Genomic DNA, 14,859 nt, shown 5'->3' on the forward strand with positions numbered 1-14,859 from the left:
TTGCGTTGTTATTGAAGTAAACGATTTCAATAAAAAGGAATTATACATCTATTTTTTCCGTCTCTTTCTGGAGTAAAGGTGTATTAAATAAATATTAAATAGAAAGGATCTTTGTTATGAAACAATACGATATTGCTGTTATACCAGGAGATGGCATAGGAAAGGAAGTAGTACCAGAAGGTTTAAAGGTATTAAATACTGTGGCCGATATCCATGGGGGAATCCATTTTAATTTTACGGAATTTCCATGGAGCTGTGATTATTATGCAAAACATGGGAAAATGATGCCTGATGATGGGCTGCAAACGTTAAAAAACTTTCATGCTATTTTTCTAGGGGCTGTTGGAAATCCTAGTATTGTCGATGATCATATCTCTTTATGGGGACTTCTATTAAAAATTAGGCGCGAATTTGAACAAGTTTTAAATATTCGTCCTGCAAAATATTTTAAAGGTTTGCGATCGCCATTGGCTAATCCAAATAATTTTGACTTTATTGTTGTAAGGGAAAACAGTGAGGGTGAGTATAGTGAGGTTGGCGGAAGAATTCATAAAGATGAAGACGAAATCGCTATTCAAAATGCTATATTTACACGTAAAGGAACAGAAAGAGCAATGAGATATGCGTTCGAATTAGCCCAAAAACGAAGAGGCCATGTTACGAGCGCAACAAAATCGAACGGAATTTTCCACACAATGCCCTTTTGGGATTCGATATTTAAAGAGATAAAAGAAGTGTATCCTAACATTGAAACCGCGTCTTACCATATTGATGCACTGTCGGCGTTTCTCGTTATGAAACCACAAACGTTTGATGTCATTGTTGCTAGTAATCTCTTTGGAGACATTTTAACAGACATTGGCGGTGCCATTATGGGAAGTATTGGCATCGCCCCAGCAGCAAATATTAATCTTAATGGGAAATATCCGTCAATGTTTGAGCCTGTCCATGGTTCAGCACCAGATATATATGGTAAAGAAATTGCAAATCCAATCGGACAAATATGGACAGCGAAAATGATGTTAGATCATTTTGGGGAAGAGGAACTAGGAGCAAAAGTATTAGAGGCAATTGAATGGGTAATAGAACAGGGGATTAAAACAAGTGACATAGGCGGATCATCGGCAACGAAGCAAGTATCAGAGGCAATATGTAAACGGCTGTTATCATTATAAATGTTAAAGGACTTTCACAATGGGGAATGTGAAAGTCCTTTTTTCGGCTATTTTTTAAAAGATTGTTGTTGCTCACATAAATGATTCATCAAGCGAACTGGAGCGAGCATTATGGAGTGGAAATGAACTTCTTTCTTTGATGAAAAAGCAACAAAATTTATGAAAACAGCCCTTTTCTACGGTGATGTATTCTACGTAGAATAAACGAAGGAAAAGGTACAATGATTAATAAGTTCGGCTATTACTTGTTCTTCAATAATTGCATGATTTCTTCTTGTCTATCTTCAATGCCCTTCACCGCTAATTCCATTTTATCTAATCTTTCTAGCAAAGGGGTAAGCACATCCTTAAGTATATTGTTTAGGCGTTCAGCTTTCTCTTGATCCATCACAGACAACCTCCTCATTAACAAACAATAAAGATGTATTTTTAATACTTCTTTATAATACTCGAATGATTCATGAAAAAGAATAGAAATAATGAATGTGTAATAAAGTTGTCAAAAATCGACGGAACAAATGTTTAAACCTACTTAATTTAATGGAATTCTCAATTGTAAAGGAGAATCATAATAGTTATTTTTAGTAGTAGAATACTATTTTTTTAACCAAAAGGTCATTCCCTGTATGAGAATGACCTTTGGTTAAATGCAAATTCAATTAATAATGATAAAAAATTACTTATTTCAAAGCGATTGAGATAAATTTCGTTTCTAAGTATTCTTCTATTCCGTGATGTCCGCCTTCCCGGCCAAGTCCGCTTTGTTTAAATCCGCCGAATGGAGCTTGTGCAACAGAAGGAAGACCATCATTTAAACCAACAATTCCATATTCAAGCTTTTCGCTTACTTTAAATGCTCTATTAATATTTTCTGTAAAAATATATGCTGCGAGACCATATGGTGTATTGTTTGCACGTGCGATTACTTCCTCATCGCTTTCAAACGTGCTAATTGGTGCTAAAGGTCCAAAAGTCTCTTCGTTCATGCAAAGCATTTCTTCTTTAACATTTGTTAATACAGTTGGCTCGAAAAAGAAGCCATCTCCTAAAGAAATTTTTTTACCACCAGTCTTGATTTCTGCACCTTTCGATACAGCGTCTTGCAATTGGTTTTCTACTTTTTCGACAGCGCGGCTATCGATCAGTGGACCAATATCGGTTTCAGCATCCAAGCCATTGCCAACTTTTAAATTTTTCACAGCCTCTGCATATTTTTCGGCAAACGTTTGAGCAATAGACTGATGCACATAAAGGCGGTTTGCACATACACATGTTTGACCAGCATTTCTAAATTTAGATGCAATTGCCTGGGAAACAGCAGTATCGATATCAGCATCTTCAAAAACAATAAGTGGGGCATGACCTCCGAGTTCTAAAGAAACTTTTTTGACAGTATTAGCTGCCCCGCGCATTAATATTTTTCCTACTTCGGTTGAGCCAGTAAACGTAATTTTGCGGACCCGATCGTCTTCAAGCCAAGTTTTTCCGATTTCTTCGGCATTGCCAGTAATCATATTGATAACGCCTTTTGGAATTCCAGCTTTTTCAGCTAGCTCAACTAGTTTTAATGCTGTTAAAGGTGTTTGTTCTGCCGGCTTTACTACGACGGTACAGCCTGAAGCTAGTGCGGGTGCAACTTTTCTTGTAATCATTGCGACAGGAAAGTTCCAAGGTGTGATTGCTGCAATAACACCGACTGGTTGCTTCAATACAATAATCCGTTTATTTTGTGCTGATGCAGGAATTGTTTCTCCGTAAATTCTTTTACCTTCTTCTGCATACCAAGAAATAAAGCTATTGCCGTAACCTACTTCACCAATGGCTTCTTTTAATGGTTTTCCTTGTTCGCGAGTCATTAATTCGCCGATTTCTTCTTTGTGATCATCAATTAATTGATACCATTTTAGTAACAGTGTTGCACGTTCTTCAGCTGTTTTTTTCGACCAATCAGGAAAAGCTGCATAAGCTGCATCTACAGATTGTTTTGCTTCTGTAGCACTACAGTTTGGCACATTGGCAATTTCTTCCCCTGTTGCTGGATTGATAACAGGAAAGACAGATAAATTCTTTCCAATCCATTCTCCGTTAATATAAGCTAGTTGAGTATCCATTTATTACACTCCCATCAGATAATATGCTCTTCTAAATTATAGATGAATCAAAGGAATAGCACACATATATTGCTTCGAGCTATTCCTTGATTTTTCCTCGTTATAAAGAAATTTTTTCAACGGCGGCTGCCGCCAAAATAGATTGTTCAAGAATTTCTAAGCCTTCTTGTAATTGGTCATCTGTAATTGTAATCGGCATCAATAAACGAATGACATTACCAAATACACCCGCACTTAATAGCAGTAAACCACGTTTATTGGCTTCAGCTATGATTTGATTGGTTAACTCTTTGTTCGGTTCTTTAGTACTTCTGTCTTTTACAAGTTCTATTGCACACATTGCTCCCAGTCCACGAACATCACCGATAAATTCAAAACGGTCATACCAATTTTTAAAAGTGTTCATGATAGTTTTGCCAATTTGTTCACCGCGGCTATTTAAATCTTCGGTTTCGATGATGTCCAATACTGCTAATGCTGCGGCACAACCGAGAGGGCTCCCGCAATATGTTCCTCCTAATTCTCCTGGGGAAGCAGCGTCCATAATGTCGCTTTTGCCAATAACACCACTTAAAGGTAATCCGGCAGCAAGTGATTTAGAGACGGTAATTAGATCAGGAACAATGTCAAAATGTTCAATAGCAAAATAACGACCTGTTCGGCTAAAGCCTGATTGTATCTCATCAGCAACAAATAAAATGCCATGTTTATGACAAATGTCGTAAACCGCTTGAACAAATTTTTTACTAGGAACGATGAAACCACCTTCACCTTGAACCGGTTCCATCACAACAGCGGCAACCATTTCTGGAGCAACATCATTTTTGAAAAAGTTGTTAAATTCTTCGATCATAAAGTTTTCATATTCTTCGTCTGAAAGGTTGCCTGGTTTTCTATAAAAATAAGGATAAGGAGCTTTATAAACCTCTGAAGCAAATGGACCAAATTCAAATTTATAAGGCTTCACTTTGCTTGTCATCGACATCGTCATTAACGTGCGACCATGAAAACCTCGTGAAAAGCTGATAATGCCTGGTCTTTTTGTATATTTTCTAGCAATCTTTACGGCATTTTCTACTGCTTCGGCACCGCTATTGAGAAGAATAACTTTTTTATCATCATTTCCTGGGGCGATAGCTGCAAGTTTTTCGGCTAATTCGATATATGGTTCATACATGACAACATTAAACCCTGTATGAATATATTGATCAATTTGTGCTTTTAATGCATCTACAACCTTTGAATGTCTATGGCCTACATTGATCGTACCTATTGCGCCGGCAAAATCTATAAAAGTATTACCATCAACATCTGTTACGAGTGCACCTGTTGCTTCTTTAGCAAAGGTGGGGATCCCATAACTAACACCTTTTGGAACAGCTTTTTTTCTTCTTTCTAATAAACTTTTAGATAGGCTTCCTGGTAAACTACTTTTCACATTTGCGTATTTCATTTGTACCAATCCTTTCACTTTTAAATAGATTTTTGATCAAGTTGTAATTCTTCCGGATTCTCAGCACTTTGAAAATCCATTTCAGGTGGTGCTATTTTAAAGCCTTTTGTTAAAAAGGCTAGATAAACGATTCCAATGATGGTCCAAATGGATCCAAGAATTTTTGCGTTTTTATCTAAATTTAAAAACAATCCAAAATCTAAAATGGCGCCTATTAAAGGAATGAGGAGGTAGAAAAACATATCTTTAGTTGAACGCTGCTTTTGCTTTATAAAGTAATGAAAAATCACATCGAGATTCACAAATATGAATGTCAGAAAGGCCCCAAAGTTAATAAAGGATGTAGATGTCGTAACGTCCATATTCACAGCTAATAAAGAAATAGCTCCAACGATTACAATATTAATAATTGGCGTTTTTGTTTTTGAATTTAAATAGCCAAATATTTTCATAGGTAAAACTCTATCTCTGCCCATCGCATATAAAAGGCGTGCGCCGCTTGCTTGTGCAGCAATTCCAGAAGCGAATTGGGCAATTATCATACCAGCTAGGAAAATAGCACTGAATAAAGTTCCGCCAATTTGTTTGGCAATTTCAAATGCAGCTGAATCAATATTTTTAAAATCGGTGTAGCTTGGTTGAACAAGGTATAAAAAACAAGAGGAGATAACAAAGATGATTCCACCAATTAAAGTTATGAGGAAAATAGCTCGTGGCAGCGTTTTTTCAGGTTGTATCGTTTCCTCAGACATTGTTGTGACAGCATCAAATCCTAAAAATGAATAACAGGCAATTGACGCTCCTGCAAGGATAAATGAAAGGGAGGAGTGGCTGTTGAAAAACGGGTTATGAGCAAATACATTAACTCCGGTATTTAAAGTAATATTCATAATCGATAAGATGAGAAAAATAGCAACGACTAGAAGCTGAAATACCATCATGATAAAATTGACATTTGTTGTCATTTTTACGCTAATTAAATTAATAATAGATGTGACGATAATAAAGGCAACAATCCATGACCAAAGCGGTACAGATGGAAATGCAGAATTCAGATAGACAGCTCCGATTAACCAGATGACCATCGGCAGGAATAAATAATCTAGTAATATTGCCCAGCCAATAATAAAGCCTAAATGAGGACTGATTGATTTTCGGGTATACGTATAGGCAGATCCTGAAGTTGGATACGCTTTTACCATTTTTCCGTAGCTATAAGCAGTAAACAGCATAGCGACCAAAGCAACGATATAGGCAGTTGGAACGGTTCCGTGGGTAGTTTCTGCTAAAATGCCGTAAGTTCCAAAAACGATCATAGGCGCCATATAGGCAAGACCGAATAAAATTACTTGTGGAAGCTTTAACGTTCGTTTCAATTGTAGCTGATCTTTCATATACATTTCATCTCCCTTGATTGGTTTTTAGTACCAGATATACTAAGAGGTTTTATCTAGTAACTCGGCGTATAGGTCTGTTCTGCGATCTTTCATATAACTTAACTGTTCATCCAGTTGCTCATTTAATGGCACATGAATGGTTTGGAGCTGTTCTTCATCGTTTAGCTTAATTAATAATGAGCCATCGCTGCTAACGATAGCGCTTTCGCCAAAGAAATGGGTGTCATTTTCTGTTCCTGTACGATTGCATAAAACAATTGGTATTTGATTTTCCATTGCCCGACTTTGTAAATAAATGAACTGATATTTTTCATATGGTTGCATGTTTGCTAATGGTACGAGCAGAAGCTGAGCCCCTTTAAGACGAAGGATTCTAGCGACTTCTGGAAATTCAAGATCATAGCAAATCATAATTGCCATTTTTCCAAGTTCAGTATCGAAAACAGGCAGCTCTGTTCCACTGCTAAACACGTCTCCTTCATTCGCAAAGAGATGGGATTTTCGATAAATTCCTTTTATTAAACCTTTATCATCAATTAGTGCAGCAGCGATATAGAAAGTACCATTAAGATGCTTTTCGGGAAAAGAGATTACTGCATATATTCCATGTTCTTTACAGGCGGTTTGCAAGGTCTGAATACTTTTACCTGATAGTGGTTCAGCCAACTCACTCAATGATTCTGAAATAAAATATCCGGTCAGGCATAATTCTGGAAAGACAATGAGCTGTGATTGCTGTTCTTTTGCCTTTTTCATCATGTTGATCATGTTTTTAATGTTAGCGCTTTTATTACCTAGTTTTGGTGTGAATTGAGCAATTGTAACTCGAAACATCCACAATCCCTCCTTGGCATTTCGTATTCTTTTAATGTATACATAAATTGTATACAATTTATGACATCGTTCTATACATAACGATTAATCACTTGTGTAATGGAGACTGGATAAGTGAACTCTTTTGAAAAATCAATATCATGTTGAATTGAAACAATATGGTTAATGGCTAATTCTTCTGCAACTTTGGCTTGTCTATTTTTAATCGAATCTACTAATTGCCCGTGTTCACAAATGGCATTTGCCTCTTTATGTTCTGAAACATCATAGAAGCTTAATATAATGTGGGATAATGTAATAATTTTTCTAAGAAATTCTATTAAATATGTGTTTCTCGATGATTCAATAATGCTTAAATGTAAATTTTTCGTTGCAACTAATGACTTATGAAACAATTGGTCTTTCATCAACTTTCTTTCTTCCTCTAAAAAAAGATACATACGGTCAATTTCAGACGTTGTTGCATAATTGGCTGCAAGTGCTGTTGCTTGTGGTTCTAACATTTGCCGGACACTGAAGATTTGTTCCGCTTCAGCTGGAGTAGGACAATATACAAAGGCGCCCCTTTTTGGTTTTAGTTCAATCAATGAATCGTATTTCAAACGTTGAAAGACAGTTCGAATAGGGGTCCGGCTTACTCCAAAAGCTTCTGCTAGCAAACTTTCTTTTAATTGCTGCCCAGGAGGAAAATCTGCGTTTAAAATTGCATCACGGAGAATGTTATAGATTTTCTCTTCAGTCATTTTAGGTGCAGCTTCCATTGCATCATTCCTTTCTAATTAAATCTCACTTATAAATTACCATGAATTTTCAGAAATAACAATCTTTTTGTTAGGTTATCTCTCATATTTTTTTCATTGTAACAGTAAGTTAAATGACAGATTGATTCACGTAACTATGATAAAATAAATGCATAGTGGAAAGCGCTTTATTGGTTAAAATATTGAAAGTTGTTCACTGTTCCTGCATGGGATTGAAGGGAGATATATCTATGTTTAAAAAAATATTTGGAAAAAGAGAAGAAGTTTTAAAAAGTATCCAATTAATTGCGCCTGTTAGTGGGAAAATGCTTACGATCGAAGAAGTACCCGATCCAGTTTTTTCACAAAAGATGATGGGGGATGGCGTTGCATTTGAACCTCAAGAGGGCAAAATTGTTGCACCGGCAGACGGTGAAATCATTCAAGTATTTCCAACTAAGCATGCCATCGGAATTAAGGCTGTGAACGGAGCTGAAATATTGATTCATATTGGCTTAGAAACAGTAGGAATGAAAGGCGAAGGTTTTACCGTTCATGTTTCAGAAGGAAAAAAAGTAAAACAAGGGGATGTTCTTGTTACAGTTGATCTTAATCTAGTAAAAGAGAAAGCAAGCAGCATTATTACACCTATGATTATTACGAATCTTAACGATATGCAGTCTATTGAAAAAAGTTCGCTTTCTTCTGTTATTGCTGGTGAACAGGCTGTTATGACAATTGAAGCAAAATAAATTTTTGAATGATAAGAATCTATGATACTTTATGCCTGTATGAATAGTCTATTTTTGTTTAAACTTGCAATTTTCACTACGAACTTTTTATGATTTGCTTAAACGGCATTATATTTTCGTATCATTTGCTTGTGAAAGATGAAATGAGGCTGGGACAAAACCAAAAAGTGGTTGGCGAAAAACGAATATTGCACAAATCAGCTCCGGAAATATACGTAGACTTTTGTGGGAGGCTCGCCCTCCGCTCGGAAAGCGAAGTATATTTCCGGAGTGAGGTTGGAGCGCAATATTTGGTGTTTCTTTCGTTAACGTACTTTTGTCCCGGCCTCATTTTTTTATAGGTAAGATGATAATCCATTTTTGTCCCTATCACTTAAAACAGTAATAAGACATATTCTATTATCAAATTTGTATATTATCACATTTTAATTTTTTCAATGAAAGAGGTAAAGAGATGGCTTATCTTTCAGGAAAGACTGTTCTAGTGACTGGCGGTACAGGTTCGTTTGGAAAAAAATTTATTCAGACCATTCTCAAACAGGATGTAAAGAAAGTAATTGTTTTTAGTAGAGATGAATTGAAGCAATATGAAATGGCTCAAGAATTTACTGACTCACGCATGCGTTTTTTTATCGGGGATGTTAGAGATAAGGAACGTTTATATAGGGCGTTTGAAGGTGTCGATGTCGTTATCCATGCTGCTGCGTTAAAACATGTTGGTGCCTGTGAATATAATCCTTTCGAAGCAATTAAAACAAATATTCACGGGGCACAAAATATTATTGAAGCTGCGATTGATAAAGGGGTACAAAGAGTAATCGCACTTAGCACCGATAAAGCAGCAAGCCCAATTAATTTATATGGAGCAACTAAATTAGCATCCGATAAATTGTTTATTGCTGCAAATTCATATGTCGGTGAAAAAAATACGAAATTTTCGGTTGTACGTTACGGGAATGTTGTAGGCAGTAGAGGGAGTGTCGTACCATTCTTTAAAAAAATTCGCGATACAGGAACATTACCGATCACTGATATAAGAATGACACGCTTCTGGATAACACTCGACCAAGGTGTTCAATTTGTTCTCGATAATTTGGAAAGAATGCATGGCGGAGAAATTTTTGTTCCAAAAATTCCAAGTATGAAGGTCGTTGATTTAGCAAAAGCAATCGCACCAGATTGCAAAACAGAAATTGTAGGCATTCGACCTGGTGAAAAGCTTCATGAAACGATGATTACAGAGGATGATGCTCGGCATACATTGGAATTCGACAGTTACTATATTATTCAGCCAGAATTCCCATGGTGGTCGGAAACATATGCAAAGGGCGGAAAAACGTTGCCTGAGAATTTTAAATATACGAGTGATACAAATAAGAAATGGCTAACAGTTGAAGAATTGCGTGCATTGGTAAAGGGATTGTAATGATGAGCTTTTCGTATAGGAGATGTCATGGAAATGTTTAAACCAATTCGGAGCACCTATTTACCATATGGAAAACAATCGATTGATGAGGATGATATTGAAGCAGTTGTTCATGTGCTGAAAAGTGATTATTTAACGACAGGGCCTAAGATTAATGAATTTGAAAAGAAAATTGCTGACTATGTAGGTGCAACATATGCTGTCGCATTCTCGAATGGGACAGCAGCACTTCATGGCGCATGCTTTGCAGCAGGAATATCTGAAGGAGATGAAGTCATTACCACACCTATCACATTTGCTGCCAGCTCCAATTGTGTTTTATATATGGGCGGAAAAACGATTTTTGCTGATATAGATGAGAAGACATACAACATAGATCCTCATGAGATAGAAAAGAAGATTACAAATAAAACGAAGGCAATTATTCCAGTAGATTATACCGGTCAGCCGGCTGCCCTTGATGAAATATTAGAAATTGCCCGCAATAATGAACTTATCGTCATTGAAGATGCTGCACATGCTTTAGGGGCCAGTTATAAAGGGAAAAAGGTTGGATCACTCAGCGACATGACCATGTTTAGTTTTCATCCAGTAAAGCATATTACGTGCGGTGAGGGTGGAGTCATAACGACGGATCGTAAAGATCTGTACGAGAAACTACTTATGTTTCGATCGCATGGGATTACAAGAAATAAACAGCAATTAATAGAAGATCATGGTCCATGGTATTATGAAATGCAATGTTTAGGATATAACTACCGAATGACAGATATTCAAGCTGCATTAGGTGTCAGTCAAATGAACAAACTTGATCAGTTTGTACAATTGAGAAGGAAATATGCAGAAATGTATACGGAAGCTTTTCAAGAAACGAAAGAGATTGAGATTCCATATCAACATTCGGATGGTCAATCAAGTTGGCATTTGTATGTAATTCGTTTAAAACCGGACCTGCTTTCAGTAAGTCGTAAAGAAATTTATGAATCTTTACAAAGCCAAAATATTGGTGTAAATGTGCATTATATTCCTGTTTATTTATTGCCATATTATCAACAATTAGGATATCAGAAAGGGTTTTGTCCTAGAGCAGAGCGTTTGTACCAAGAAATCATTAGCCTGCCATTATTTCCAGCGATGACGGAAAAAGATGTGCAGGATGTTATTCAAGCAGTTAAAAGAACTGTTCAACATTATGCAACATAAATAGGTGATACGATGAAGATTGCAGCTATCATCCAGGCAAGAATGGGATCTACGAGATTGCCTGGAAAAGTATTAAAAAAAGTATTGGATAAACCATTACTAGAGTACCAAATTGAAAGAATTCAAAAAGCAACATTAGTGGATGAAATTATTATTGCTACAACTGTTGAAGAAAGAGATACTCCAATTGTAGCATTATGCGAGCAAATGGGAGTTTTATCTTATCGAGGTTCTGAACACGATGTGCTGTCCCGTTACTTTGAAGCAGCGCAAGCCTTTAACGTTGATGTCATTGTAAGATTGACTTCTGATTGCCCTCTTATTGATCCAGTCATCATTGATAAAGTAATTGCTCAATTTTTAAAGCAACAGCCGCACGTTGATTATGTTTCCAATACATTAAAAAGAACATACCCAAGAGGGCTCGATACAGAAGTATTTTCTTTTAATGCCTTAAAAGAAGCTGCAAATAATGCTCAGTTACCAAGAGATAGGGAACATGTCACCTCTTATTTCTATACGAATCCAACAATATTTACACTTGAAAATATTGAACATGATCAAAACTATAGTCATTATCGATGGACTGTAGATACCCCGGAAGACTTCACATTAGTCACTCATATTCTCACAGAAATGTATGATGCTAATAAGCTATTTCATTTGGAAGATGTTATTCAGCTTTTAAAAGAGCATCCAGAATGGAATGAAATCAATGCAAATATCGAACAAAAGAAATTGTAGGTTGTGGTTTAATGAATATTGTCATTAGAACGGACTCCTCAGTAGAAATAGGAACAGGCCATGTAATGCGCTGTCTTACTTTGGCAAAACAGCTTATGCAGTTCGGAGCTAATGTTTCATTCATTTGTCGTGATTTTCCCGGAAATAACAGTTCATATATAAAAGAGCAAGGCTTTTCTGTGTATAAACTTCGATCTAGATGCACAGAACATCATTGGCAATGGGTAAAAGAATATTGGGAAACAGATGTAGAAGAAACATTGGCGATTTTAAATGGCTTCAATCAGAAGCCGCACTTATTAATTGTTGATCATTATGGTCTTGATTCAAGATGGGAGGATAAACTCCGTGCGCATGTCAAGAATATAATGGTCATAGATGATCTAGCTGATCGTCCGCACAACTGTGATGTTTTACTTGATCAAAATTATTATTTAAATATGCGGGACCGCTATCGAGCACTTGTGCCTGATGCTTGCTTTCAATTGTTAGGACCGAATTATGTTCTTCTAAGAGATGAGTTTTTATCGATCGATACAGAAAATATTCAACGCGATGGGAAAATTCATAATGTGTTAGTGTTTTTTGGTGGAACTGATCCGACAGCAGAAACGATGAAGACCCTTCAAGCACTTCATGAATTACATTTTCCAAGCTTAGCAATTCATGTCGTTGTTGGAGCAACGAACCCCAATAAGAAGCAAATAAAGGATGTTTGTGCGAAAATGCCTCAAACCTTCTATTATTGTCAAATTGATCATATGGCAGATCTCATGATGAAAACAGACCTTGCGATTGGAGCTGGAGGAACAACAACATGGGAGAGGTGCTATCTTCAATTACCTTCATTAACAGCGATCATCGCTGACAATCAAGTCGAAGTTACAAAAGCAGTTGCGGCGAAAGGAGCTACGATCTCGTTAGGACGGACCAATGAATTTGATAAAGAAACGATAAAAAAAGAAATGATCTCTCTTATTAAGAATAAGGAAAGACTTCGAGAAATGTCTGAAAATTGTAAAGGGATTGTAGATGGAAGCATTGTAAAGGGAAGGCCTGTGGCAAGATTTGTTATGGAGCTGTGTTTATGAGCATATTCAACAGAGTGATGTTAAAAGACATGACAGAAGCGGATTTACCACTCGTTTTAAGTTGGAGAAATAAAGATCATGTTCGGAATATGATGTATAACAATGACATCATTACAATCGAGCAGCATGTAAAATGGTTTGAAACGATACAAAAAAGTCCTACATCTTTAGCGAAAGTTTTTTACGTTGATGAGCGACCATATGGTGTAGTAAATATACATCAAATCGATCATAACAATTATACGTGTGAATGGGGAATATATATTGGTGAAGAAAATACTCCTGCAGGTTTAGGCACAGTTATGGGATATTTAGCGATCCAATATATTTTCTATGAGCTTCGTTTAAAAAAAATACATGCAGAAGTGTTGGCTTTTAATCAACAAAGTTATTATTATCATAAAAAAATGGGGTTTGAACAAAAAGATGTATTGAAAAAGCATATAAGACCAGATGGAACTTTTATAGATACGATCGTATTCAGTTTAACGATTACGCAGTGGGAACAACAAAGAGAAGCCATTCAGACAAAAATAGAGCAGAAGTTTAAAGAAAATCATTTACAGTGAATAATTGAGAAAACGTTGTAGTCATTTCTCCTGCCTTACATGTTGAATTAAGAATGGTAAACCTATTATTGGTCTTAGATTTTTTTAGTTAAAGCGAAAGTCCTGATCCTGCTATCTTTTGTATTGCGGGGATATCCATCAGGAAGTTATGAATAGGAGGAGCGATGGATGAAAGAGATTACGATCATGCATCAAACAATTGGCAGTAATCATGCCCCGTTTATAATCGCAGAAATGTCCGGCAATCATAATCAATCACTGGAAAGAGCGTTAGAGATTGTTGAAGCGGCTGCGAAAGCAGGAGCACATGCGTTGAAAATACAAACTTATACAGCGGATACAATGACATTAAATATTGAAAATCCTGATTTTAAAATTGATGATTCCAATAGTTTATGGAATGGTGATTCCTTGTATCAATTGTACCAAAAAGCGTATACACCATGGGAATGGCATAAACCTATTTTTGATAAAGCACTTGAACTGGGCATGATTCCGTTTAGCACCCCCTTTGATGAAACAGCAGTAGATTTTTTAGAAGATTTAGATGTTCCAATGTATAAAATTGCTTCCTTTGAAAATACTGATCTACCATTAATTAAGAAGGTTGCTGCGACAGGAAAGCCACTCATTATTTCGACGGGGATGGCTTCAGTTGCTGAATTAGATGAAACAGTGAGAATCGCAAGAGAATCGGGGTGTAATGAGTTAATTTTGCTTAAATGTACGAGCACATACCCAGCAACGCCTGAAAATACAAATATAATGACAATCCCACATATGAGAGAGCTATTTAATGTTCAGGTTGGTTTGTCAGACCATACAATGGGAACGGGTGTTGCGGTTGCGAGTGTCGCATTAGGAGCAACAGTAATTGAGAAACATTTCACTTTAAGGAGAGCAGACGGTGGAGTAGACTCAGCTTTTTCTTTAGAGCCAGAAGAATTTCATGCTTTAGTAACTGAAACAGAGCGGGCATGGCAAGCATTGGGAAAGGTAACATATGGTCCAACCGAACATGAAAAGGCTTCGTTGAAATTTAGAAGGTCCATATACACAACAGCGGATATTAAAAAGGGTGATGTCATTACGAATCAAAATATACGAGTAGTAAGACCGGGATTTGGACTACAACCTAAATACTTAGATGTCATATTAGGAAAGAAGGCTAAAACAAATATTTCAGCGGGAACCCCAATTACATGGGATTTATTGATCTAATGATATCTTCACTACATTGGATTGTTATTGAATAAACCCGCTACAATATTGATATGCTCCCCTTTAGGTAGACAGATTAAAAAATAAAAATCTGGCTGCTTATGGGGGAGTATTTGTTATGTCCAAAAGATCTTACTCTGCAG

The 14,859-nt window shown here is 36.5% G+C and carries 14 protein-coding genes; 8 read left to right on the forward strand and 6 right to left on the reverse strand.

What is annotated here, in order from left to right:
• Positions 1–116 precede the first annotated feature (116 nt).
• The gene (locus G4D61_RS15060; protein ID WP_025731465.1) at positions 117–1,175 is read left to right on the forward strand and encodes a tartrate dehydrogenase; all 1,059 of its coding nucleotides are present in this window, start codon (positions 117–119) and stop codon (positions 1,173–1,175) included.
• A 241-nt stretch (positions 1,176–1,416) separates the two neighbouring features.
• Here the strand turns inward: G4D61_RS15060 and G4D61_RS15065 are convergent, their stop codons facing one another.
• The 6 genes from G4D61_RS15065 to G4D61_RS15090 form a co-directional block, all read right to left on the reverse strand.
• Positions 1,417–1,563 (reverse strand): hypothetical protein, encoded by a 147-nt coding sequence (locus G4D61_RS15065; protein WP_155918559.1) that lies wholly within the window; start codon positions 1,561–1,563, stop codon positions 1,417–1,419.
• Between the two features lie 292 nt (positions 1,564–1,855).
• Positions 1,856–3,286, reverse strand: coding sequence for an NAD-dependent succinate-semialdehyde dehydrogenase (locus G4D61_RS15070; RefSeq protein WP_035353998.1), 1,431 nt, complete (start codon positions 3,284–3,286; stop codon positions 1,856–1,858).
• A 100-nt stretch (positions 3,287–3,386) separates the two neighbouring features.
• A complete protein-coding gene (gene gabT / locus G4D61_RS15075) occupies positions 3,387–4,739 on the reverse strand; it encodes a 4-aminobutyrate--2-oxoglutarate transaminase (protein WP_163174254.1) in 1,353 nt (450 codons plus the stop codon).
• A 20-nt stretch (positions 4,740–4,759) separates the two neighbouring features.
• Positions 4,760–6,133, reverse strand: a complete 1,374-nt coding sequence (locus tag G4D61_RS15080; RefSeq protein ID WP_035353992.1) for an APC family permease — start codon at positions 6,131–6,133, stop codon at positions 4,760–4,762.
• 42 nt (positions 6,134–6,175) lie between these two features.
• Positions 6,176–6,970: a carbon-nitrogen hydrolase family protein gene (locus G4D61_RS15085; protein WP_163174256.1), complete on the reverse strand. Its 795-nt coding sequence runs from the start codon at positions 6,968–6,970 to the stop codon at positions 6,176–6,178.
• Between the two features lie 71 nt (positions 6,971–7,041).
• Complete coding sequence (locus tag G4D61_RS15090) at positions 7,042–7,731, reverse strand: GntR family transcriptional regulator (protein WP_025731460.1); 690 nt, start codon at positions 7,729–7,731, stop codon at positions 7,042–7,044.
• A gap of 230 nt (positions 7,732–7,961) precedes the next feature.
• On the opposite strand from G4D61_RS15090, the gene G4D61_RS15095 reads away from it, so the two are divergent.
• The 7 genes from G4D61_RS15095 (at position 7,962) to pseI (ending at position 14,716) form a co-directional block, all read left to right on the forward strand.
• Positions 7,962–8,462 (forward strand): PTS sugar transporter subunit IIA, encoded by a 501-nt coding sequence (locus G4D61_RS15095; protein WP_163174258.1) that lies wholly within the window; start codon positions 7,962–7,964, stop codon positions 8,460–8,462.
• A 454-nt stretch (positions 8,463–8,916) separates the two neighbouring features.
• Positions 8,917–9,888, forward strand: coding sequence for a UDP-N-acetylglucosamine 4,6-dehydratase (inverting) (gene pseB / locus G4D61_RS15100; RefSeq protein WP_025731458.1), 972 nt, complete (start codon positions 8,917–8,919; stop codon positions 9,886–9,888).
• Positions 9,889–9,915: 27 nt separating this feature from the next.
• The gene (pseC, locus tag G4D61_RS15105) at positions 9,916–11,091 is read left to right on the forward strand and encodes a UDP-4-amino-4,6-dideoxy-N-acetyl-beta-L-altrosamine transaminase (protein ID WP_163174265.1); all 1,176 of its coding nucleotides are present in this window, start codon (positions 9,916–9,918) and stop codon (positions 11,089–11,091) included.
• A 12-nt stretch (positions 11,092–11,103) separates the two neighbouring features.
• A complete protein-coding gene (locus tag G4D61_RS15110) occupies positions 11,104–11,835 on the forward strand; it encodes a cytidylyltransferase domain-containing protein (RefSeq protein WP_025731456.1) in 732 nt (243 codons plus the stop codon).
• Positions 11,836–11,846: 11 nt separating this feature from the next.
• Positions 11,847–12,926, forward strand: coding sequence for a UDP-2,4-diacetamido-2,4,6-trideoxy-beta-L-altropyranose hydrolase (gene pseG / locus G4D61_RS15115; protein ID WP_025731455.1), 1,080 nt, complete (start codon positions 11,847–11,849; stop codon positions 12,924–12,926).
• Entirely contained in the window at positions 12,923–13,495 is a 573-nt protein-coding gene (gene pseH / locus G4D61_RS15120) for a UDP-4-amino-4,6-dideoxy-N-acetyl-beta-L-altrosamine N-acetyltransferase (RefSeq protein ID WP_025731454.1), read from the forward strand. Before pseG ends, pseH begins: the two co-directional genes overlap by 4 nt.
• 168 nt (positions 13,496–13,663) lie before the next feature.
• Positions 13,664–14,716, forward strand: a complete 1,053-nt coding sequence (pseI, locus tag G4D61_RS15125) for a pseudaminic acid synthase (RefSeq protein ID WP_025731453.1) — start codon at positions 13,664–13,666, stop codon at positions 14,714–14,716.
• Positions 14,717–14,859: the final 143 nt, after the last annotated feature.

This window comes from Heyndrickxia ginsengihumi (assembly GCF_011008565.1).
Taxonomy (GTDB): domain Bacteria; phylum Bacillota; class Bacilli; order Bacillales; family Bacillaceae_C; genus Weizmannia; species Weizmannia ginsengihumi.

Coding starts and splice junctions, on each gene's coding strand:
- G4D61_RS15060 (WP_025731465.1), top strand. CDS start 117: ATGAAACAATACGATATTGCTGTTATACCAGGAGATGGCATAGGAAAG.
- pseH (WP_025731454.1), top strand. CDS start 12,923: ATGAGCATATTCAACAGAGTGATGTTAAAAGACATGACAGAAGCGGAT.
- pseG (WP_025731455.1), top strand. CDS start 11,847: ATGAATATTGTCATTAGAACGGACTCCTCAGTAGAAATAGGAACAGGC.
- G4D61_RS15070 (WP_035353998.1), bottom strand. CDS start 3,286: ATGGATACTCAACTAGCTTATATTAACGGAGAATGGATTGGAAAGAAT.
- G4D61_RS15090 (WP_025731460.1), bottom strand. CDS start 7,731: ATGGAAGCTGCACCTAAAATGACTGAAGAGAAAATCTATAACATTCTC.
- pseC (WP_163174265.1), top strand. CDS start 9,916: ATGGAAATGTTTAAACCAATTCGGAGCACCTATTTACCATATGGAAAA.
- pseB (WP_025731458.1), top strand. CDS start 8,917: ATGGCTTATCTTTCAGGAAAGACTGTTCTAGTGACTGGCGGTACAGGT.
- G4D61_RS15065 (WP_155918559.1), bottom strand. CDS start 1,563: ATGGATCAAGAGAAAGCTGAACGCCTAAACAATATACTTAAGGATGTG.
- G4D61_RS15110 (WP_025731456.1), top strand. CDS start 11,104: ATGAAGATTGCAGCTATCATCCAGGCAAGAATGGGATCTACGAGATTG.
- pseI (WP_025731453.1), top strand. CDS start 13,664: ATGAAAGAGATTACGATCATGCATCAAACAATTGGCAGTAATCATGCC.
- gabT (WP_163174254.1), bottom strand. CDS start 4,739: ATGAAATACGCAAATGTGAAAAGTAGTTTACCAGGAAGCCTATCTAAA.
- G4D61_RS15095 (WP_163174258.1), top strand. CDS start 7,962: ATGTTTAAAAAAATATTTGGAAAAAGAGAAGAAGTTTTAAAAAGTATC.
- G4D61_RS15080 (WP_035353992.1), bottom strand. CDS start 6,133: ATGAAAGATCAGCTACAATTGAAACGAACGTTAAAGCTTCCACAAGTA.
- G4D61_RS15085 (WP_163174256.1), bottom strand. CDS start 6,970: ATGTTTCGAGTTACAATTGCTCAATTCACACCAAAACTAGGTAATAAA.